19 protein-coding genes, 1 tRNA gene and 5 pseudogenes are annotated in these 18,322 nt (G+C 68.3%); 11 read left to right on the forward strand and 14 right to left on the reverse strand.

Translation table 11 applies throughout. From position 1 onward, the window contains the following. Window positions 1–170: 170 nt before the first annotated feature. Window positions 171–623 (forward strand): annotated as a pseudogene (locus ABZS77_RS11010) (XRE family transcriptional regulator); the annotation flags it as partial. Window positions 624–626: 3 nt separating this feature from the next. Here the strand turns inward: ABZS77_RS11010 and ABZS77_RS11015 are convergent. The 4 genes and pseudogenes from ABZS77_RS11015 to ABZS77_RS11030 form a co-directional block, all read right to left on the reverse strand. Continuing rightward, a pseudogene (locus ABZS77_RS11015) lies at window positions 627–1,242 on the reverse strand (NUDIX hydrolase). Window positions 1,243–1,325: 83 nt separating this feature from the next. Further along, window positions 1,326–1,724: a hypothetical protein gene (locus ABZS77_RS11020; protein WP_354820711.1), complete on the reverse strand. Its 399-nt coding sequence runs from the start codon at window positions 1,722–1,724 to the stop codon at window positions 1,326–1,328. A 312-nt stretch (window positions 1,725–2,036) separates the two neighbouring features. Beyond that, entirely contained in the window at window positions 2,037–2,987 is a 951-nt protein-coding gene (locus tag ABZS77_RS11025; RefSeq protein ID WP_354820714.1) for an NADPH:quinone oxidoreductase family protein, read from the reverse strand. Window positions 2,988–4,086: 1,099 nt separating this feature from the next. After that, entirely contained in the window at window positions 4,087–4,587 is a 501-nt protein-coding gene (locus tag ABZS77_RS11030) for a helix-turn-helix domain-containing protein (protein ID WP_354820717.1), read from the reverse strand. A gap of 144 nt (window positions 4,588–4,731) precedes the next feature. Between ABZS77_RS11030 and ABZS77_RS11035 the strand changes: the two genes are divergently transcribed. Both ABZS77_RS11035 and ABZS77_RS11040 read left to right on the forward strand, forming a co-directional pair. After that, entirely contained in the window at window positions 4,732–5,310 is a 579-nt protein-coding gene (locus ABZS77_RS11035) for an SRPBCC domain-containing protein (RefSeq protein ID WP_354820720.1), read from the forward strand. Further along, window positions 5,307–5,870, forward strand: a complete 564-nt coding sequence (locus ABZS77_RS11040) for an NAD(P)H-dependent oxidoreductase (RefSeq protein ID WP_354820723.1) — start codon at window positions 5,307–5,309, stop codon at window positions 5,868–5,870. Before ABZS77_RS11035 ends, ABZS77_RS11040 begins: the two co-directional genes overlap by 4 nt. 289 nt (window positions 5,871–6,159) lie before the next feature. Here the strand turns inward: ABZS77_RS11040 and ABZS77_RS11045 are convergent, their stop codons facing one another. After that, window positions 6,160–6,354 (reverse strand): flavodoxin domain-containing protein, encoded by a 195-nt coding sequence (locus ABZS77_RS11045; protein ID WP_354820726.1) that lies wholly within the window; start codon window positions 6,352–6,354, stop codon window positions 6,160–6,162. A 92-nt stretch (window positions 6,355–6,446) separates the two neighbouring features. On the opposite strand from ABZS77_RS11045, the gene ABZS77_RS11050 reads away from it, so the two are divergent. Further along, a complete protein-coding gene (locus tag ABZS77_RS11050; protein ID WP_354820729.1) occupies window positions 6,447–6,887 on the forward strand; it encodes a MarR family transcriptional regulator in 441 nt (146 codons plus the stop codon). Between the two features lie 128 nt (window positions 6,888–7,015). Here the strand turns inward: ABZS77_RS11050 and ABZS77_RS11055 are convergent, their stop codons facing one another. The 5 genes and pseudogenes from ABZS77_RS11055 to ABZS77_RS11075 form a co-directional block, all read right to left on the reverse strand. After that, the gene (locus ABZS77_RS11055) at window positions 7,016–7,210 is read right to left on the reverse strand and encodes a hypothetical protein (RefSeq protein ID WP_354820732.1); all 195 of its coding nucleotides are present in this window, start codon (window positions 7,208–7,210) and stop codon (window positions 7,016–7,018) included. A gap of 94 nt (window positions 7,211–7,304) precedes the next feature. After that, window positions 7,305–7,487, reverse strand: a pseudogene (locus tag ABZS77_RS11060) (hemerythrin domain-containing protein); the annotation flags it as partial. Beyond that, a complete protein-coding gene (locus ABZS77_RS11065; RefSeq protein WP_354820735.1) occupies window positions 7,480–7,866 on the reverse strand; it encodes a VOC family protein in 387 nt (128 codons plus the stop codon). The gene ABZS77_RS11065 and the pseudogene ABZS77_RS11060, both read right to left, overlap by 8 nt. Window positions 7,867–8,511: 645 nt before the next feature. Continuing rightward, on the reverse strand, window positions 8,512–9,000 hold the full coding sequence (locus tag ABZS77_RS11070; RefSeq protein ID WP_354820738.1) for a leucine zipper domain-containing protein: 489 nt from the start codon (window positions 8,998–9,000) through the stop codon (window positions 8,512–8,514). Beyond that, window positions 8,997–10,247: an MFS transporter gene (locus tag ABZS77_RS11075; protein WP_354820741.1), complete on the reverse strand. Its 1,251-nt coding sequence runs from the start codon at window positions 10,245–10,247 to the stop codon at window positions 8,997–8,999. The genes ABZS77_RS11070 and ABZS77_RS11075 overlap by 4 nt, the downstream gene beginning before the upstream one ends. Window positions 10,248–10,317: 70 nt before the next feature. On the opposite strand from ABZS77_RS11075, the gene ABZS77_RS11080 reads away from it, so the two are divergent. The 4 genes and pseudogenes from ABZS77_RS11080 to ABZS77_RS11095 all read left to right on the forward strand — a co-directional run bounded on the left by ABZS77_RS11080 (window position 10,318) and on the right by ABZS77_RS11095 (window position 13,275). Then, entirely contained in the window at window positions 10,318–10,743 is a 426-nt protein-coding gene (locus tag ABZS77_RS11080) for a MerR family transcriptional regulator (protein WP_354820743.1), read from the forward strand. A gap of 75 nt (window positions 10,744–10,818) precedes the next feature. Next, window positions 10,819–11,871, forward strand: a pseudogene (locus tag ABZS77_RS11085) (replication initiator); the annotation flags it as partial. After that, complete coding sequence (locus tag ABZS77_RS11090) at window positions 11,868–12,065, forward strand: DNA-binding protein (RefSeq protein WP_354820746.1); 198 nt, start codon at window positions 11,868–11,870, stop codon at window positions 12,063–12,065. The pseudogene ABZS77_RS11085 and the gene ABZS77_RS11090, both read left to right, overlap by 4 nt. Next, a pseudogene (locus tag ABZS77_RS11095) lies at window positions 12,065–13,275 on the forward strand (site-specific integrase). Before ABZS77_RS11090 ends, ABZS77_RS11095 begins: the two are co-directional and overlap by 1 nt. Before the next feature lie 77 nt (window positions 13,276–13,352). On the opposite strand, the gene ABZS77_RS11100 reads toward ABZS77_RS11095, so the two are convergent. Together ABZS77_RS11100 and ABZS77_RS11105 are read right to left on the reverse strand one after the other, a co-directional pair. Beyond that, a tRNA-Val gene (locus ABZS77_RS11100) sits at window positions 13,353–13,424 on the reverse strand. A gap of 50 nt (window positions 13,425–13,474) precedes the next feature. Next, window positions 13,475–14,053: a TIGR02611 family protein gene (locus ABZS77_RS11105; protein ID WP_354820749.1), complete on the reverse strand. Its 579-nt coding sequence runs from the start codon at window positions 14,051–14,053 to the stop codon at window positions 13,475–13,477. A gap of 273 nt (window positions 14,054–14,326) precedes the next feature. On the opposite strand from ABZS77_RS11105, the gene ABZS77_RS11110 reads away from it, so the two are divergent. Continuing rightward, entirely contained in the window at window positions 14,327–14,758 is a 432-nt protein-coding gene (locus tag ABZS77_RS11110) for an SsgA family sporulation/cell division regulator (RefSeq protein ID WP_007457244.1), read from the forward strand. A 114-nt stretch (window positions 14,759–14,872) separates the two neighbouring features. Here the strand turns inward: ABZS77_RS11110 and ABZS77_RS11115 are convergent, their stop codons facing one another. Further along, on the reverse strand, window positions 14,873–15,649 hold the full coding sequence (locus ABZS77_RS11115) for a glucose 1-dehydrogenase (protein WP_354820752.1): 777 nt from the start codon (window positions 15,647–15,649) through the stop codon (window positions 14,873–14,875). Window positions 15,650–15,849: 200 nt separating this feature from the next. Between ABZS77_RS11115 and ABZS77_RS11120 the strand changes: the two genes are divergently transcribed. Together ABZS77_RS11120 and ABZS77_RS11125 are read left to right on the forward strand one after the other, a co-directional pair. Next, entirely contained in the window at window positions 15,850–16,842 is a 993-nt protein-coding gene (locus ABZS77_RS11120) for an AraC family transcriptional regulator (RefSeq protein ID WP_354820755.1), read from the forward strand. A gap of 7 nt (window positions 16,843–16,849) precedes the next feature. Beyond that, a complete protein-coding gene (locus ABZS77_RS11125; protein WP_030333674.1) occupies window positions 16,850–17,305 on the forward strand; it encodes an Rrf2 family transcriptional regulator in 456 nt (151 codons plus the stop codon). A 15-nt stretch (window positions 17,306–17,320) separates the two neighbouring features. Here the strand turns inward: ABZS77_RS11125 and ABZS77_RS11130 are convergent, their stop codons facing one another. Continuing rightward, complete coding sequence (locus tag ABZS77_RS11130; RefSeq protein ID WP_354820758.1) at window positions 17,321–18,286, reverse strand: acetylxylan esterase; 966 nt, start codon at window positions 18,284–18,286, stop codon at window positions 17,321–17,323. Window positions 18,287–18,322: the final 36 nt, after the last annotated feature.

Below are 18,322 nucleotides of genomic sequence, written 5' to 3' on the forward strand. Positions count from 1 at the left end.
GGGCGTGACGACGGGGCCAGGCACCTATCGCGTGGCGGACAACTCGCCCGTGGCGTTCGTGGATGCGCTCGCAGCGTGGGTACCGCTCGCCCATGAGGAGTTGGTCACGACGGCACGCCGATACAACGCCGTCATCAAGTACAAGGATCTCGGCGAGCACGTGCAGGACCCTGGCCAAAGCCAACGACGAACGGGCCTGCGCCGCCGCCCTGCACCAGGCGGAACAAGCCCTCGACCGGGCCGACCGCAGCACCGAGCCGCAATGGCTCAGCTACTTCGACGAGGCGTACCTGTCGGCCAAGTTCGGCCACTGCTTCCACGCCCTTGGCCGCAACACCCACGCCGAACGCTTCGCCGCCCGATCCCTACGCATGGACAACCGCTACGTACGCGGCAAAGCCTTCAACCTCGCCCTGCTCGCCAGCGTCCACGCCCAGCAGGGCGATCCCGACCGAGCCTGCGCCATCGGCGCGGAAGCCCTGACCCTGACCGCCCAGCTCCGCTCCGCGAGAGCCGTGGGCTGCCTCCGCGACCTGCGAACCCAACTCGCCCCGCACCGGCGACTACCCGCCGTCCGGCACTTCACCGGCCGCGTCGACGCCACCCTCGGTCCCCGACGCTGAGCGTCACAGCTCTCCCCGGGCTTTACGCGCGACCAGCTCCAGCACCGCGATCACCGTGCCGGCGCCGACGATCTCACCCCGGGACACCAGCCCGTACGCCTCGTCGAGCGGAATCCACGCGACCTGCTCCGCCTCGTTCACGTCCAAAGGTGGGCCGATTCGCTCAGCCTTACGAGCCAGGAACAGGAGGTTCTCGGCGTCGGCAGTGGCGACCCACGGTTGGAAGGACAGCAAGGGCTCCACCCCTTGAGGCCGCCAGCCGGTCTCCTCCTCGACCTCCCGCACCGCGCACTGCGCACTGCGCCGGATGCTCCTCGTCGTCGACGTAGCCACCGGGCAACTCCCACACCCACCGGTCGAACACGAACCGGTGCCGCCGCATCAACAACAGCCGCTGCTGATCGTCGACCACGGCGACCATCGCCGACCGGGGAGCCCGGATCACGTACTGCTCGAAACGAACTCCGTCCGGCAACTCCACCTCGGCAATGCTCAGCCGCGCCCGGCGGGAGTCGTCAACCACCCGCTCACCGTGAATGGTCCAGCGGGTCAACTCCGTCGTCTGCTCCTGCTCCTTCACTCCGCCAGTATCCGCGCCGGACCTCACCACGCACCGCATGCCCGGTTAGACAAAGAGCCGTACGCCGCCCACCGCATCGTGTCGAGCGATGCCTGTTCTGCACCCTTTCGCGAGGTAGCTGGTCACGCCTTGCCAGCAAACTGTCCAGCAACGCTGATCGCTGTGGCCGCGACCGCCGAAAGCATCCCCACGATCGCGCCCAGGGTCGTCAGTCCTTCCCTGGGTGACGCCCAAAGCCCGCGGTTCATTTGACGCCAGGCGTTCGGGACGATGGTCATCCTGAGCTTCTGCCACTTGTGCTGCCGCTTGCTGCATCCGAGCAGGAGGCCAGTCGAGTTGTTCCGGCAGAGGGTCCCGTCCCGGTTGACGGCGCAGCACCACACAGGCGCTTGGAACAGGAAGAAGCCTGTCACCAGCATGGACATTACGAGCAGCGCCAGCGGCCCCACAGAGCGAGTCCACCAGGCCGTAACGAGGATGATGAACGCCAGATAGCCCCAGTACCGCCCCAGATCCTTCATGGTGATCGAAAGTAGCGGACCATTGACGCACGGTAACCGCCATCTGTCCGGCACCCGACTCGCAGCCTGCCGGCCATCCCCTGGCGCTGGGCCCTTCGCCGGGTGTGGGCGAACCGGGTTAAGGCCGCCTTCCCTTTACCTCAGCTGCGCAAACGTCAGGTATCGACCGCTGCCACTAAGCGTTCGCCCGTTCCGATGCCTGGTTCCGGTCCAGCCAGCGCTGACCCTCGCTTGCTTCGACCAGCGCCACGGGATGGACAGGGCGGGTGTCATGGTTGCGGGGTACCGGACGCGGGACTACCGGATCAAAGTTCAGGGACGCAGGGTGACCTTGCCGGTGGTTCTACGGGCGAGGACGTCCTCGAAGGCACGGCGGGCGTCCTCAAGGGGATATGCGGCATCGGCCAACGGTCTCAGCACTCCGGCAGCGATGAGCGCGAACATCTCGGTTAACGGCTCCACATAGGTGCCGGGAACCGTGAGGGCCGGTCGCAGCCAGAAGCCCGTCACGGCGGTGTTGCGATCCGCGAGGGCACCCGGGTCGACGGGCGGACGGCCTTCGCGGGAGGCATTGCCGAAGGTGACCAGGCGTCCGAAATTCGCCAGGATATCGAGACCGGCGCTGAAAACTCGTCCGCCGATCGACTCGAGGACGATGTCCACTGGCCTGCCGTCGTTGGCGTCGAGGACCCGCTCGGCGTAACCGTCCGCCTCGCTGGACACGGCGACGTCCGCGCCGAGCGAGAGCGCCAGGTCACGTCTGACTTCCGTGGAGGCCGTACCGATGACGCGCCCGGCACCGAAGTGCTTGGCGAGCTGCACAGCGAGCGAGCCGACACCGCCGGCCGCGGCGTTGACGACGACCGTCTCGCCGCGGTGTATCCGCGCGCAACTCTTCAGTACGTGCCAGGCGGTCAGCCCCTGGACGAGAAGCGCGAGCGCCTCGGCATCGCTCACCCCGTCGGGCACCGCCACGGCGTCCGCGTCTTCGACGACCGCCCGCTCAGCGAAGCCACCACCGCCGAAGATCGGCGCGAGCACGCGGCGACCGTCAGCGGTCCGCCCGACCACCTCTGCGCCGGGGATGAACGGCAGTTCCGGTGCTGGACGATAGGACCCGGCGATGCGGCTGGTATCGGCGAAGTTGACTCCTGCCGCGCTCACGTCGACAAGTAGTTGACCATCGCCTGCTACCGGCTCAGGCACGTGGACAAGATTCAGTACTTCCGGGCCGCCGAAACGGGCGCACTGCATGGCTCGCATGGTCCGCACCGTATCCCGCGCACGGTGCCAACCGGCCAAGCACATAGGCAACGACGCCGCGAGCGCCGAGCTGCTAGGCAATGACCGAAGCCCCACCCCTGCCGCGCCGGCGAGCTTCGATCGCGGCCACGGTGCGGACCCAACCCAGGCAACACCCCACGCCGAGCCCTCATCTGCCGCCGACCGCGCGCCCACCAGCCGCTACCGCCCGACTCTGCCGAGCAGAGTGCACTCGATCTCGGCAGCGCAACGCGCTCCGGCCGCGAACACATTGGACGGCAGATCCCAACCGTGGCTGCCCTGTTACCGCTGGCACGTCCGCCGCCGAAAAAGCTCACGCCGACGCGTGCGGGGCGGAGCGGAGACGATCATGCCCGACGGATTCATGGTCCTACCAGCGCCGATCATCGTGGGTGCAGACACACTCGGGGCCCAGTTCACAGCCTCGATCTCCGGCTTGGACATCGTGCTTACGTTCCCGCGCATCAACCCGACCCGCGACCGCAAGCCGGCTGTACAAAGAATCTACCGGCGCGTCCAAGCGGCGCGGCCAACGCGCTCATCGCTCCGACAGCCGATCTCCCCAACGATGTGGGAGAGGCTGCCGCAGAGGCTGGGGAGTCTCCGCCGGAGGGCGCCACAAGATAACGGCCGTGGCGTTTACCGGGCGGATCAAGGCTGCGATAGACGCTGAGACCGCAATCAAGCATGCGAAGTGGATAGTCAGGCAGATCGGCCGCTCCCGGCCGTGTGAGGGGTGCCCGGGGTCCAGGGATGCGACGCTGGTCGTCAAGTAGCTGATTGTAGTTCTTCTGGGTGAGCAGGGCGTAGATCTCGCGGACGGCAAGGTCGTCCTCGTCCCGCTACCACCCGCGGTCGCTCGGGCTATCGACCAGGCCGTCAACGACCGCACCGCCGGGCCGATCCTGCGCAACACCCATGGTCGGAGGATGGACCGGCACGCCGCCACCCGCCGACTCAAGCACCTCGCCCACACAGCACGGACTACCACGCGCTATGACCGGGCCCGCAAGAACCCCGACCGGCATCCCGACTACATCCTCGCCGCGTACATGGCCTCCGGAACATGTTCAGCCGCTCACGGCTTTGCCGATGACAGCACGTCTGAATCCTGTTGAGGTCGCGACGCGGCAGCTGCGGTTCGTAGCTCAGGCAATGCGCGTGGCGGGATGGCTGTGTTCGCGGTGGGTGCCGGGTCGAACTCGTCGCGGTTTTGGGCGATTTCGGCCTGGTGGTCGCGGACCCAGCGCACAAGGCCGTCCACGGCGTCGCTCAGTGAGCGGCCGAGTGGCGTAAGGGCATATTCCACCCTCGGGGGTACTTCCGGGTATGCGGATCTGGTCACCAACCCATCGCGGGTGAGTGCGCGCAGCGTCTGGCTGAGCATCCGCTGGGAGATGCCGGCGATCTGCCCGTGTAGCGCCGTGAAGCGCAGCGGACCGGACGCCAGGACCGTGATGGTCAGCAACGTCCACTTGTCGCCGACCCGCGCCAGTACATCACGGACGAGCTCGATCGTCTGTACACAGTCCGGGGCGACCCCGCGCTGTGCGAGTTCGGTGCCAAGGAGGCTTGTCATGGCCTTTGGGTTCCTCATCCGTCAGTAGCTGACTTCAAAGTGCGTATTGGGAAGCCGGACTAAATCCGGTGGACCCACGTTTCTTACTGATCGTAACTGGCCTGCGGCCACCCACTCTGTGGCCGTGACAGCGGAAGGAAGGGCATGGTCCGGCATGACACGTTCACGATCTCGCGGCACCTCGATGTGCCGCCGGACGAAGTCTTCACGGCATTCGCCGACACCGAAGTCAGGCGGCGGTGGTTCCGGCTTCCGGGCAGCGGAGCCTCATCCGAGCATGACTTCCGGGTGGGCGGTGGGGAGACGGCGCGTAGCACCTTCACCGGGCTGGACACCGCGCCCGAGCTGCTGGAGTACCGGTCGCGGTACATCGACATCGCGAACGCCCACCGGATCATCTACGGCTACGAGGCCGTCGTCGATGGCGTACTGCGATGGACCTCGCTGGTCACCGTCGGGCTCGCCGCCGAAGCGGACGGCACCCGCCTGGACTGGACCGAGCAGGTGACCTTTGTCAGATACACGGGGGACGGCGGTGTGGACCTGGCACACCTGCGCGGCGCGAGCGTGCTGCGGTTGAACGGCCTTGACGCGGCCCTGCAACCCGAACATCCACGTCAGCAACTGCGGCGAACCCGCGTATCGGACGGCGCCATCGATTCGCTCGGCACAACATTCCCAGCCGTCAGCAACCGGCGGAACGACAAGAAGGACCATGCGTGACGAACATCGGAGTCATCCTCGGCAGCACCCGTCCCGGCCGGGTTGGCCATCAGGTGGCCGAGTGGGTCGCCAAGCAGGGCAGCCAGCACGACGGCATCAACGTTGAGGTGGTGGACATCAAGGACTACGACCTGCCGGTTTTCGACGAGCCGCAGTCACCGCTATTCGGCTCTTACGCCCACGCCCATACACGGCAATGGAGCACCAAGGTCGCCGAGTTCGACGGCTATGTCTTCGTCACCCCGGAGTACAACCGGTCGATCCCCTCAGCGTTGAAGAACGCCATCGACTACCTCTATGCCGAGTGGAACAACAAGGCGGCAGGCTTCGTCTCGTACGGCAGTAACGTCGGCGGCGCCCGCGCGGTGGAACACCTGCGCCTCATCACCGCGGGTCTCCAGCTAGCTGGCGTACGCACTCAGGTCAGCCTGTCACTCGCGACCGACTTCGCAGCGTTCGCAGCGTTCACCCCCGGCGATCGCCACAACGCCATGCTGCACCAACTCTTCACCGAGGTGACCGCCTGGACCGACGCGCTCGCACCACTGCGCCGAGCCTGACCACACTCGACCTCTCACCACGACAGGGGCAGGCCACCGCACCGGCGCTGGCCTGCCCCCCGCGACGGCGCCCGGAAACGGACTCAAGTGCTCGATCGGACCACACTTCAGCCGCACGATTTGCCGCGATTCGGCGACGGCCCACGTCCACCGATTACTCATCGTGAGCAACGGACGTACGTCGCCGGGGGGCGACCGGCGCCGCAAGGTCCCCCAGCGCCACTCGCCCGAGCCCATGCACATTTGGCGTGCCTGGCTCTGCACCGGACCCGTACGCCGGCCAGCAGGGCTACGTGGTGTCGGTTCCGGCTTCATGCCGACGCCACTGCGGGTTCTGGTCGATGGCCTCGGCGGGGGCCAGCTCGGCGGCCCGGCGCAGTCGCACCTCGGCCCCGGCCGAGGTGGCGCCCTCAGCGACGGCTTCAGCGAGGGCGTGAACCGTGCCCGTCGAGCTGTAGTAGAAGACTGCGACCTGCACCGTCATGTCGGCTCCAGTCTGTGTAGCATTGATTATGCGCATAACGGTTATGCGGATAATCTTATGCGCATAACGAACGCTGTTGTCAAGGAGGGTCCATGGATCCCGAGTACGCCGACGCCCTCAACCAGGGAATCCGTCTGCTCAGCCTGCGTCACCGGGCCCGAGCGGCGCAGTTGCTGGCCCCGCTCGGCCTGCACCCCGGTCAAGAGGCCGTGCTGCTCGAGCTCGACCGGACCGGCCCCCTTATTCAGGCTCAGCTCGGCGAGGCGCTGGGCTGCGAGCCCCCCAGCGTCACGCTGATGACTCGAAAGCTGGAGGCCTCGGGCCACATCCGGCGCACCCCCGATCCGGCCGACAAGCGCGCCACCGTCGTATCGCTGACCGACAGCGGCAAAGCCCTTGCCGACCAGATCCGGGAGCTGTGGGTCACCCTCGCAGAGGAGACGGTTCGCGACCTGCCCGCCGCCGCGCTGAAGCAACTGCCCGGCATCCTGCACACCATGTCCACCAACGTCGACGGCAGATCGTCTGCCTAGTCGATACCTGCCGCGCGGCCAACTGATGGGCCTTCACAACGACCGTTTCCGATAGATCTCACCCGGATCCGCACCGAGTTCGGCAGTTGAGGATGGAGCGGCCGGGCCCGTTCGCGGGCCCGGGTTGCTCACAGCGGGCCTAGGACCTCCTCGGGTGGCGCATCAAGCGAGAGCGTCTCGAGGACATTGAGCAGCTGACGTTCCTCGTACCGGAAATGGCTCTCCATAATGGCTGCGATGCCCGCGATGTGACGATCCAACTCGGCGACCGGTGCGGCCCGATTGACTGCGGCCTCTAGGCCGGCGAGCAGGTCCGCGATCATCGAGTGGTCCTGGGTGAGGTCGCGGAGCACTGGCTCCAGTTCCCGGGTGGACCGCCCTGATCGCCGGGAACAGGGTGTGGCCCTCGCCCCGATGGTGCCCGTCAAGGGCAACGCAGAACCCGTGGCAGTACAGCAGCATGTCACGCGTGGCCGTCCCGTCGGGCCGGCCTTCGGCAGCCGCACTGCGGGTGAGGTCGAGCGCCTCGCGCAGGCGCGCGTGCACCTGGCGAAGCTCACGGCTCCAGGCGATGAGCCTGGTCGTCTCGCGCTCAGTCACGCGAAGACAGGTACGGGCGTGTGATCAGTTCGATCGCGTGACCTGCGGGGTCCTTGAAGTAGACCCCGCGGCCGCCATGCTCGGTGTTGGTCTCCCCCGGCCGCTTCATCTGCGGGTCGGCCCAGTACGTGATGCCTCGCTCCTCGATATACGCCAGGCATCGCGCGAACAGCTCATCGTCGACGAGGAACGCGTAATGCTGCATCTGGATGTCCACCGGCGGCTCAGCGAACTGGAGCAGCACACCCTCGTCCAGCAGAACATTGACGAACAGCCCCCACGAGGGTGCCTCCGGAAGCTCAAACAGCTCCCGGTAGAACGCGGCCGACGCGTTCTTGTCCCTGGCGGCAATGATGGTGTGGTTGAACGTGACTGTCATTCGTACCGTCTTTTCGGTCGATCCGAAGACCCGACCGGAAGCCCACAGCGTCCACCAGCCGCAACGATGACAAACCCTCGAAGGCGCCGTCGCCCCGGATCCCGCACGAGAAACGCGTACCTCGCGTCGATCTCGGCGTGGCGGCTGAAGTAGCCAAAACCTCCGGGGGGTAGGCCCATCTGGGGCGCATGCGAAGGCTAACACAGCGCGAGAGCAAGATCGAGTGACGTCCGTCCACGCCGACGGCCGGAACTGTAACCCCCATCCCGGGAAGCCGTCGACTCAACTGTTCGACCTGCCGGGGTCCGGTTCCGCCGCACAGAGTTGACCCGCGGCAACGTAGAGCCGCAGGCAAAGGTGCGTGCAGTAGAGCGCCGGTCAATGCGATGCGATAGCCCCGTGACTCCAATCCGCACTAATCTGCCGCCGTCGTACGCGCCCTGACCATCGCCGTCCGTTACACGGGTGGCGGGCGCTCCGGGCGGCCGGGCCTGCCGAGAAATGCAAGTGTCGCCGTGATTGCTCTCAACCGGCTATTACGTAGCAGCGGTCACCCCCATGCAGGGCTTGGAGGTCGACCAGCAGGTACGACAGCAGCCCCATCCTCGGGTCGGAGGATCGGGTCCCCTGGCGATCCCGATCCTGTTAATCCTTCTCGCGTACCTGCTGGTCACGCGGGTCGAGACGAACGGCAGGGCCTTCGAGGTGGACTGGAAAGCCGTCGCGTTCCGAATGAGGCATTAGTCCGCACCTGATGGCTTCAACGAGCGTCGTGCTCAGGACCAACTCGCGCCACCCGAGGCGACCGCTGCGGCCGTACCGCAGCCCGCCGACGGGACCGCCCAACCTCCGCGAGGAGGTTGGGCGGCCCGTGACACAGACGCGCGGCGGTGCGGTGTCGAGTGGGCACCGCACCGCCGCGCTACCTTCTGCACCTGACGGACCATGCCGCCGCCGAGCATCCCTGATGCAGGCCGTCCGCGTCCGGCTCGCCAACGCGCGGGCCACCCACTTCGATGCGGTCGCCCTGAAGATGCCCATCTTTGCAGCGACGTGCGCGATGGGCCGAGCGCGGCAACGTTCGACCAGACGCCGGCGTCCTTCAACACGTAGAGGTGCGTTGGCGTGTGTCATGGCGTGGCCTGAGCTTTGCGGAACGCGTGGTGTCGGGCCCCGACGACGATGAGCAGGCTGGCAGCCCCGAGGGCGGCGGCTGACACGGCGACCACGGTGACGCCTGAGTTTTGCAGCAGGAGGCCACCGATGATGCCACCAAGGGCCATCGCGGCGTTCCAGAGGGTGACGAGGACCGCTTGCGCGGTGTCAGCAGCAGCGCTCCTGCGCCGCATTCCGGCTTGTCCGGCTGCAGTTTGCAGCAAGGTCGGGGCACCGCCCCACCCCAGGCCCCAAAGAACAGCGGCGATCCAAACGATCGAGTGTGTTGTGGTGACGGCAAGAGCTGCGGTGGCGAGAGTGAACAGCACCGCGCCGGCGACCATCAGAGCCCGTAGCCGGCGGTCGACATGGCGTCCGACGTACCAAATGCTCGCCAGGCATGCGACATCGAAAGCAAGGAGGACCGCGTCGGTCGCTGACCCGAGCCCGGCGTGCTGTAGGTAGGGAGCGATGTAGGCATAGATGATCGTGTGCCCGAGAACGAACGTCGTGACCGTGACCATGATCGCCGCGACACCGGGCACCGCCAGGGTCTGCCGCAGGGGCGACTTCGCTGATTCTGGTGCGGGGCCCGAACGGAGGGGGTCAGCCTGTGCAATGGCGGGTTGCCCCACGCCGGGGACGGACACGCTGATCCAGCCGATGACGGCAAGAGTAACCAGGGAGACAGCGCCAAACGCCGCCCGCCATCCCGCCTGTTCACCGATCAGCGTGCCGACCGGAACCCCCAAGGACAACGCCACAGGGATCCCGGTCATCGCCACGGCGATGGCGCGGCCTTCCAAGCCGGTAGGTGCGATACGACGGGCGTAGCCAGCGAGGATCGCCCACGCCAGGCCCGCCGCCACACCGGCGAGGAACCGGCCCGCAAGGAGGACGATGTATCCCGGTGCAGCCGCAGTCAGCGTGTTGGCCACCAGGAAGACGGCCATGGCGCCGAGCAGCAGTGGTTTCCGCGGAACAGATGCTGTCACCCTGGCGAGCGGGATCGCGGTCAACGCCGTACCGGCCGCATAGACGGTGACGGCCTGGCCGGTAGCACCTGAACTGGTGCCCAGTGAGGCCGACATCTCGGGCAGCACACCGGCAGGCAGAGTCTCCGTCAAGCTCGTGATGAAGACGGCAGTCCCCAGTGCCAACAGCGCCGACCATGGCAGGCTGACCTGTCGCGTACGAGACTGCGTGTCAGAAGACGTGGTGGTCATGGACCGAATCTTGGAACCTTCACATAGATGTGATGGTCAAGTCTAGGTGCACCGAGTAGCTTCGGCGGGTGTGAGGATCGGTGAATTGTCGCGACTGACGGGGGCGTCCCGTCGGCTACTTCGCTACTACGAGGAGCAAGGGCTGATTGTCCCGGACCGGGGCGAGAACGGGTATCGGGAGTATGACGACCGCTACGTGGACCGGGTCAACCAAATCCGTGGCCTGCTGGATGCGGGGCTCCCCACTCGCATCATCAAGCAGATCCTTCCGTGCCTGGACAAACCTCGATCGATCTACTTCCCCGATGCAACACCGGAGATGCTGGCCTTGCTGGCCGCCGAGCGGGACCGGCTCACCGAGCGGATCGACGTACTCATCCGCAACCGTGATGCGATGACCGAATACCTGACTGAAGTCGGACAATGCCGAGCGCTGGCGCCCGGCAGCTCTCACGGAACACCGAACTCCCCGTCGGTGGTGTCAGCAACGTCATGACCCACAACAACTTGTTGTACGAGGCTGGACGTTAGTGACGCCTGCCCGGAGACGGGACGCTGGGGACTGACCACCGCCGCGTGCTTCGCTCGCCACGACGTCGACGATCCGCGGCTCGGCCAGCCGTTGTGCCTCGACTGCTACGACCACGCCCACCAAGTCGTCTGGAACTACTTCTCCGGCGAGCTGTGGCGGCGCACCAAGCAAGCCGCCGATCGGCACCTCGCCGCAACGTGCCGTCAACGTGGCATCCCCAAGGTCGGCATCGTCACCGCCTCCGGCAAGGCCCGCTGGGTGCCGCCCGTGCGCGTGTCGCACGGCAAGGTCGCCGAGGTGCAACGCCGCGCCGCCGTGCACTTCCACGTCCTGCTGCGCCTCGACGGCGTCGCCCCCGAGGATCCGAACGCCCTCGTGCCGCCACCGGCCGGCATCACTGTTGACGACCTGGAGGCCGCCCTCCACGCCGCCGCCCGGCAGATCGCCGTCACCACGCCACCGCACCCCGACCAGCCCGAAGGATGGCCGATCGCCTGGGGCGAGCAGGTCGACGTCCGCCGGATCAAAGCCACAAGCGGCGAGCTGACCGAGAGCAAGGTCGAGGCCTACCTTGCCAAGTACGCCACCAAGGCCACCGAAGCCACCGGGCACTCCTCCAACCGCCTCACTCCGGCCACCATCGACGACTACGCCGATCCCGATGGCGACCACACCGCCCGCCTCATCGACGCCTGCTGGCACCTCGGCAGGCCTACCCATGCCGGTATGGTCAGCGGGGCCACAACCGACGACGACCGTCAAGGCAGCCTTGACGCCGAACGCAACATCTACGGCGGCTTGCGCCGCTGGGCGCACATGCTCGGCTTCGGTGGCCACTTCCTCACCAAAGGTCGCCGCTACTCCGTCACCTTCGGCCTGCTCCGCGACACCCGCGCCACCTACCGCCGCAAAGAGGACGACGACCCGCCACACACGATCACCGTCGGCACCCTCACCTACAGCGGGTTCGGCTGGCTCACCGAAGGTGACGCACTCCTGGCCAACACGGCCGCCGCCCAGCGGCGCCAGGCCAGACGCATCGGCCGGGAAGAACTCGCCCACGAAGCCTGGCTCACCGGGGCCGCTGCATGAACCAGAACCTCCGCCCCCGCTGGTACTCCCCTGCAGAGGTCGCCGTCCTTCTCGGCTTCGGCATCTCCAAGGCCAAAATGAAGATCGCTACCGGCGAGCTGCGCTCCATCAAGGACGGCAAGTACCGCCGCATCCTCCCGGAGTGGATCGACGACTACATCCGCGAGCAGGTCGAACGCCAGGAGGCCGCCTGATGCCGGGCCGCGCCCGAGCCAACGGCGAAGGCTCCATCTTCCCGTACCGGAACGGCTTCGCCGCGTACGTCTGGGTCACCAAGCCGGACGGCAGGCGCACCCGGAAGTACGTCTACGGCAAGACCCGCGAAGCGGTGCACGACAAGTGGATCAAGTTGCACCAACAGGCCAAGGCCGGACCGGTGGCGACCAGCGTTCGACAGCTTCCTCACCTACTGGCTCAACGAGATCATCGAGCCCAACCGCGCGCCCCTCACCTACGCCACCTACGAGACGTTCGTCCGCCGCTACATCTCCCCTGGCCTCGGGTCCAAGCGGGTCGACCGGCTCCAGTCCCGCGACGTGCAGACCTGGATCAACCAGGTGGCCCGGACCTGTCAGTGCTGCGCCCAGGGCAAGGACGCCGCCCGCCCGAAGCAGAAGCGGCGCTGCTGCGCGGTCGGCCGCTGCTGCCAGGCCGTCCCGTCGAAGCGGACGGTCAGCGACATCCGGGCCGCACTGCGAGCTGCCCTCACTCACGCCCAGGCCGAAGACCTCATCACCAAAAACCCGGCCGTGGCGGTCACCCTGGCCCCGGTTCGCCGTCGACGAGGCAAGTCGTGGTCGAGCGATGAGGCTCGGAAGTTCCTGGAGTCCGCCCGCCACGACGAGGACCCGCTGTACGCCGCCTACGCCTTGGTCCTCGTGACCGGCCTGCAAGGGCGAGGCCCTGGGACTGACGTGGAAGGACGTCGACCTCGACGCTGGGGAGCTGACCATCGGTCGCCAACTGCAACGGGTGCACGGGCAGCTCCTGCACCGCGACACCAAGACTCAGGCATCCGACGCCACACTCCCCCTGCCCGACATCTGCCTGACCGCTCTCAAGCTCAGACAGCAGCAACGCGATGAGGCTGAAGCTGCCGCAGGCAAGGCCTGGCACGAGACCGGACTTGTCTTCACCACCCGCTACGGCACACCCATCGAGCCGCGCAACTTCCAACGGTCGTGGCAGGCGAGGTGCGGAAAGACCAACGTCACGCCGATCACCGTCCACGACGCCCGCCGCACCTGCGCCACGCTGCTTGCCGACCTCGACGTCCACCCCAGAGTCGCCATGCAGGTGCTGAGGCACGCCCGCTTCTCCGTGACGATGGAGATCTACACGCAGGTATCAAACAAGGCGACCAGTGACGCCCTCAAACGCCTTGGCGATTCACTCGGCCACTGACGCCGTTGCTGTACTTGGCTGCTGTACGACAGCAGAAAGGCCACCTCCCGAAGCCGGGAAGTGGCCTTTGACCTGCGTGGGCGATGCTGGTATCGAACCAGCGACCTCTTCGGTGTGAACGAAGCGCTCTCCCACTGAGCTAATCGCCCTCAGCGCCGTTGACTCTACCCGATCGTGGAACCGGACCGGAAATCCGGGGTCAGTGCGTCGTGAGGTAGTCCATGGCTTCGGCCACCACGTCGATGCCGAGGCTGTACTTGAGGGACAGCCAGACGACGGTGCCCACGAAGATCAGCCCGACGGCACCGAGGACGGCTCGCACCGGCAGTGACTGTCGAGTCACCCATCGTGTCCACCCCTGGACGTGTCGGCGGGTGAAGCCGAGCAGTCGGCGGGCCCAGTGGAACTCGACGGCCCAGATGCCGAGCCCGCCGATGACCAGCAGCCAGCCTGGCCCGGGTAGCGGGATGAGGGCGATGCCGATGGTGACGACGAGCGCCCCGGCGATCGCGATGAAGATCTTGAGGGCGATCCGGCCGGTGGGGTTGGCTCGGATGAGGTCCAGGGTCGTCGAGATCCGCTGTCGCCAGTGGGGGCGTTGCGGCGGCTTCCCGGCGACGAGGACGTCGCCGGAGCGATCGTCGTCGGGCGTCGTCCGTCCGGGTCGCTCGGACTGCTCCTTCGGCACTGCGTACCCCCGCTTTTCGGCTGCTCGGACCGCGACGTTCGGCGGGCCGGACGCCGCTGGCCCATCCACTGAGGATCGGTTCGTGACCATTTCACCCCCCAGTGTCGCTCGGGCCCGTCACTGCAACGGCCGACTGGACGTTACCGGAGTAAGTCGACGACTGAACCACCCGATGCCGGGCGGGATCACGCACTGGGCAGAACCGGAAATCCTACGTGAATCACCACATTCACGCGGCCTTTCCGTCCCCCTTCCCACCACTGGGTGAAGTCAGCGTATGGCGGAGCGTAGCCAGGAGTAGCACCTGAGTATGGGAAAAGCGGGACACGCGCGTTCCGCAGCGGTGCCGGGGGGAGAACGTCCATGAGTGTCATTCGACCGACGACCGTAGAGGTCGAGACGTCGCTAAGGCTCGTCGCACCTGACGCCACCGCCTTGCCGGTGCGTGCCAGTCTGCGCTACGACCCTGCTGACCCGTATGCGGTCCATGTCCTGTTCCATGCCGAATCGGCAGGGGGCGAGGCGGTGAGTTGGTCGTTCGCTCGCGAACTCCTGGTCACCGGTCTGGACGAGCCGGCCGGCATCGGGGACGTGCGGGTCTGGCCCTGGGCCACCCCGCGCGGCGACTTCGTCGCGCTGGCCCTGTCGTCACCGGACGGCAACGCCCTCTTCGAGGTGCCGCGCAGCGTCCTGGTGCGGTTCCTTCGACGGACGTACGTCGTCGTCCCGCGCGGCCGCGAGGCCGAGCACCTGGACGTCGACACGGCGGTGAACCGGCTGCTCGCCGGTCGCTGATCACCGCCGGGAAGAGCAACACCGGCCACACCGGGGCCGCGCGGACCTGCCGAGTCCGCGCGGCGCCGGCACACCAGGGGGTACGCGGACAGCCCGCCCCGGGTCGGCCGGTGCTCAGCCGCGCGTGGTGATGCCGCCGTCGACGGGGATGACCGCGCCGGTGAGGTAGGCGCCGGCCCGCGACGAGAGGTAGATGGCCGTTCCGGCCATGTCCTCGGGCCGGCCGATGCGGCCCAGCGGCACCTGCTGTTCGATGCTGGCGCGGCTCGCCGGGTCGTTCAGGGCGAACGCCATCATCTTGCTCTCGAACGGGCCGGGCGCGATGGCGTTGACGGTGATCTGCTCGCCGGCGAGCTGGTGGGCGAGACCGCGGGTGAGCATGTGCACCGCCGCCTTGGTGGCCGAGTACGCGTACACCTCCATCCACGGCACGCGGATGCCGTCGATCGACCCGATGTTGATCACGCGGGCGGGGTCGTCGGCGCTGGCGGCGGCGCGCAGCGCCGGCAGCAGCGCAGTGGTGAGGCGGAACACGGCCTTGACGTTCACCGCCCAGAGCTTGTCGAACGCGGACTCCGGGTACTCCTCCAGCGGCGCACCCCAGGTGGCGCCGGCGTTGTTGACCAGGACGTCGAGGCGTTCGACACGGTCCCGCACGGCTGCGGCCAGCGCCTCGGCGCCGGCGTCGTCGCTCAGGTCGGCGGGGATGGCCTCGCAGCGCCCCTCGGCGGAGAGGTCCTTGGCGACCGCCTCGCAGACGTCCGCCTTGCGGGACGAGATGATCACGTGGGCGCCGGCCCGGACGAAGCCCTGGGCGATCATCAGACCGATCCCCCGCGAGCCGCCGGTGACCAGAACCGTCTTGCCTTCGACCGAGAACAGCTGCGTCATGCCCATCCCATCGCGAGTTGGCGGGGCCCCCGGCGGTGTCGGGCGGCCGGCGGGGCGCCGGGCGGACCGCGGACCGGACGGCGCTACCGCCGGGTAACGTAGCCCGGTCGCCCGGATCGGGACAAGCCCGTCGTCCCGAGACGGCCATCTCGCCCGGGACGGGATGCGGTGACCTGCGGTTCGGGCTACCGTCGCAGGCGATGGTCCCCACCGATCCCTCCCCCGCGCCATCGATCGGAACGGCGTCACTCGTCCCCGACGAGATCGCCACGTTCGCGTTGGCCGACCTGACCCGCGACCGGGTCTGGCGTCGGCCGGTGCTCGTCGAACGGGAGTTGTTGATCCTCACCACCCGTGGGCACGGCGACGCCGAGCTGGATTTCCACCTACTGCCGTGCCGGCCGGGCACGCTGCTGCGGGTCCGCGCCGGTCAGGTGCTGCGCTGTCCCGGCCCGCAGTTCGACGGCACGGTGGTCGGGTGGGACTCCGAGGCGTTGCGCGGGTTCGACGTCGACCCGGACGCCCCGGCGGCGTGGCGGCAGCTCGCCGGTGAGGACGAGGACGCGGTGATCAGCGAGGTCAGCCAGTTGGCGGTGGACTGTCAACGCCACGGCGACCGCCCGGCCGGCCGTGCGCTGCTGCGCCACCAGCTCGCCGTGCTGCTGCTGCGGCTGACCCTGCCCGACGCGGACCACGCCCCGCCCCGCCCCGAGGTGGAGACGTTCCACCGTTTCCGGCGCGAGGTGGAGCACGGCTACCAGCTCACCCGGCGGGTGGAGGACTATTCGGCGGCGCTCGGTTGCTCGGTACGCACCCTCACCCGGGCCTGCCTGGCCGTCACCGGCAACAGCGCCAAGCAGGTCATCGACGAGCGGGTCGCGTTGCAGGCCGCCCGCCTGCTCGCCGCGACGGACGAGCCGATCGCCCAGATCGGCCGGCAACTCGGGTTCTCCGAGCCCACCAACTTCGGCCGCTTCTTCACCCGCGAGGTCGGGATCAGCCCCGGGGCGTTCCGAGCCGCGCGGGAGCAGCCGCCCGCCGGTCGGGTGGTCCGCCCCCGCCCACCGGCCGACGGCGCCGGCGTCAACGCGGGACGTTTCCGCTTCGGTGGCACCGGCGAACCGGTCAACGGCGGCCACGGCACCCGAACCGGGTCGCCCGCCGGCCCTGGTGCCGGCACCGGCCGGGCATGATGGCAGGGTGCAGATCTCCGCGCGCGGCGACTACGCGGTACGGGCGGCGCTGAGCCTCGCCACCGCGTACCCCTCACTGCTGTCCACCCAGGCCATCGCCGCCGAGCAGGACATGCCCCGCAAGTTCCTGGAGGCCGTCCTGGCGGACCTGCGCCGGGCCGGCATCGTGCGCGCCCAGCGCGGCGCCGAGGGTGGCTACACCCTGGCGCGCCCGCCGCGCGAGGTGACCGTCGGCGCGGTGCTGCGCGCCGTGGAGGGCCCCCTCGCGGGGGTACGCGGCCTGCGGCCGGAGGAGACCCGGTACGAGGGGTCGGCGGAGAACCTGCCCGGCCTGTGGGTGGCGGTGCGCGCCGCCGTGCGACGGGTCGTCGACGAGGTGAGCCTCGCCGAGATCGTCAGCGGTCGGCTGCCCGCCCACGTGCGCAAGCTCACCGCCCTGCCCGACGCCTGGGAACCGCGCTGACGCGAGGCACCGTCCTCAGCGGCCGAAGAGCTCGCGCAGCCAGGAGAGCTGTTCGGCCTGCTGGTGCGCCGTGCCACCCTCGTGGTCGTTGAACTCGTACACGCGCACCTCCTTGTCGCCGCCGTACCGGTGGTAGGCGGCGAAGCAGGTCGACGGCGGGCAGGTCTGGTCCATCATGGCGATGGAGAACAGCGCCGGCGCGGTGGCACGGGCCGCGAGCACGGCGGCGTCGACGTACGACAACGTCCGGAACACCTGGTCGGCGCGGTCGCGGTACAGGGCGAGGTACTCGGCGACCTCGCCGTACGGCCCCCGGGGGGCGACCCGGACGGCGCGCGGGAAGTCACAGAGGAAGGGCACATCGGGCATGGCCGCCGCCACGTCCGGGACCAGCGCGGCAACCGCCAGTGAGAGGCCGCCGCCCTGGCTGATGCCGGTGACGGCGATCCGGGCCGGGTCGACGGCGGGATGCTCCTGGGCGGCCCGCGCGAACCGGACCGCGTCGGTGATCAGCCTGCGGTAGTAGAAGTCGTCCGGGTCGGTGACGCCCCGGGTGAGGAAGCCCGGAACGGTCCCCGCCGGATACCGGTCCGCGTCGGCGGTGGCCCCGGGTGCGGCGCTCCAGCCCTGACCCCGGGTGTCCATGATGAGGTGGGCGAAGCCGGCGGCGGCCCAGAACAGTTTCTCGTGGGGCAGGCCACGGCCACGGCCGTACCCGAGGTACTCCACGACGCAGGGTAACGGCCCGGTGGCGTCCGCCGGCAGGTGCAGCCAGCCGTGCACGGGCTCGCCACCGTGGCCGGCGACGGTGACCGACCAGGTACGGATCTGGGTCAGACCCGTCTCGACGGGCTCGTACGTCGCCGCCGACGGTTCGTCGACGCGCAGCGTCCGCTCCCAGAAGGCGTCCAGGTCCTCCGGAACAGTCAGTTCCGGTCGGTACGCCCAGCATTCGGCGAGGGTGAGATCGCTCAGAGCCACAGCGCGGCCTCCGTCACAGCAGGATTGTCGATGGGG

The sequence above is a fragment of the Micromonospora sp. NPDC005298 genome (assembly GCF_040607375.1).
Taxonomy (GTDB): Bacteria; Actinomycetota; Actinomycetes; order Mycobacteriales; family Micromonosporaceae; genus Micromonospora.

What these genes read in the sequence shown, in the direction of transcription:
- ABZS77_RS11020 (WP_354820711.1), bottom strand. Translation starts at nt 1,724, where the DNA reads ATGAAGGATCTGGGGCGGTACTGGGGCTATCTGGCGTTCATCATCCTC.
- ABZS77_RS11025 (WP_354820714.1), bottom strand. Translation starts at nt 2,987, where the DNA reads ATGCGAGCCATGCAGTGCGCCCGTTTCGGCGGCCCGGAAGTACTGAAT.
- ABZS77_RS11030 (WP_354820717.1), bottom strand. Translation starts at nt 4,587, where the DNA reads ATGACAAGCCTCCTTGGCACCGAACTCGCACAGCGCGGGGTCGCCCCG.
- ABZS77_RS11035 (WP_354820720.1), top strand. Translation starts at nt 4,732, where the DNA reads ATGGTCCGGCATGACACGTTCACGATCTCGCGGCACCTCGATGTGCCG.
- ABZS77_RS11045 (WP_354820726.1), bottom strand. Translation starts at nt 6,354, where the DNA reads ATGACGGTGCAGGTCGCAGTCTTCTACTACAGCTCGACGGGCACGGTT.
- ABZS77_RS11050 (WP_354820729.1), top strand. Translation starts at nt 6,447, where the DNA reads ATGGATCCCGAGTACGCCGACGCCCTCAACCAGGGAATCCGTCTGCTC.
- ABZS77_RS11055 (WP_354820732.1), bottom strand. Translation starts at nt 7,210, where the DNA reads ATGATCGCGGACCTGCTCGCCGGCCTAGAGGCCGCAGTCAATCGGGCC.
- ABZS77_RS11065 (WP_354820735.1), bottom strand. Translation starts at nt 7,866, where the DNA reads ATGACAGTCACGTTCAACCACACCATCATTGCCGCCAGGGACAAGAAC.
- ABZS77_RS11070 (WP_354820738.1), bottom strand. Translation starts at nt 9,000, where the DNA reads ATGACACACGCCAACGCACCTCTACGTGTTGAAGGACGCCGGCGTCTG.
- ABZS77_RS11075 (WP_354820741.1), bottom strand. Translation starts at nt 10,247, where the DNA reads ATGACCACCACGTCTTCTGACACGCAGTCTCGTACGCGACAGGTCAGC.
- ABZS77_RS11090 (WP_354820746.1), top strand. Translation starts at nt 11,868, where the DNA reads ATGAACCAGAACCTCCGCCCCCGCTGGTACTCCCCTGCAGAGGTCGCC.
- ABZS77_RS11105 (WP_354820749.1), bottom strand. Translation starts at nt 14,053, where the DNA reads ATGGTCACGAACCGATCCTCAGTGGATGGGCCAGCGGCGTCCGGCCCG.
- ABZS77_RS11110 (WP_007457244.1), top strand. Translation starts at nt 14,327, where the DNA reads ATGAGTGTCATTCGACCGACGACCGTAGAGGTCGAGACGTCGCTAAGG.
- ABZS77_RS11115 (WP_354820752.1), bottom strand. Translation starts at nt 15,649, where the DNA reads ATGACGCAGCTGTTCTCGGTCGAAGGCAAGACGGTTCTGGTCACCGGC.
- ABZS77_RS11120 (WP_354820755.1), top strand. Translation starts at nt 15,850, where the DNA reads ATGGTCCCCACCGATCCCTCCCCCGCGCCATCGATCGGAACGGCGTCA.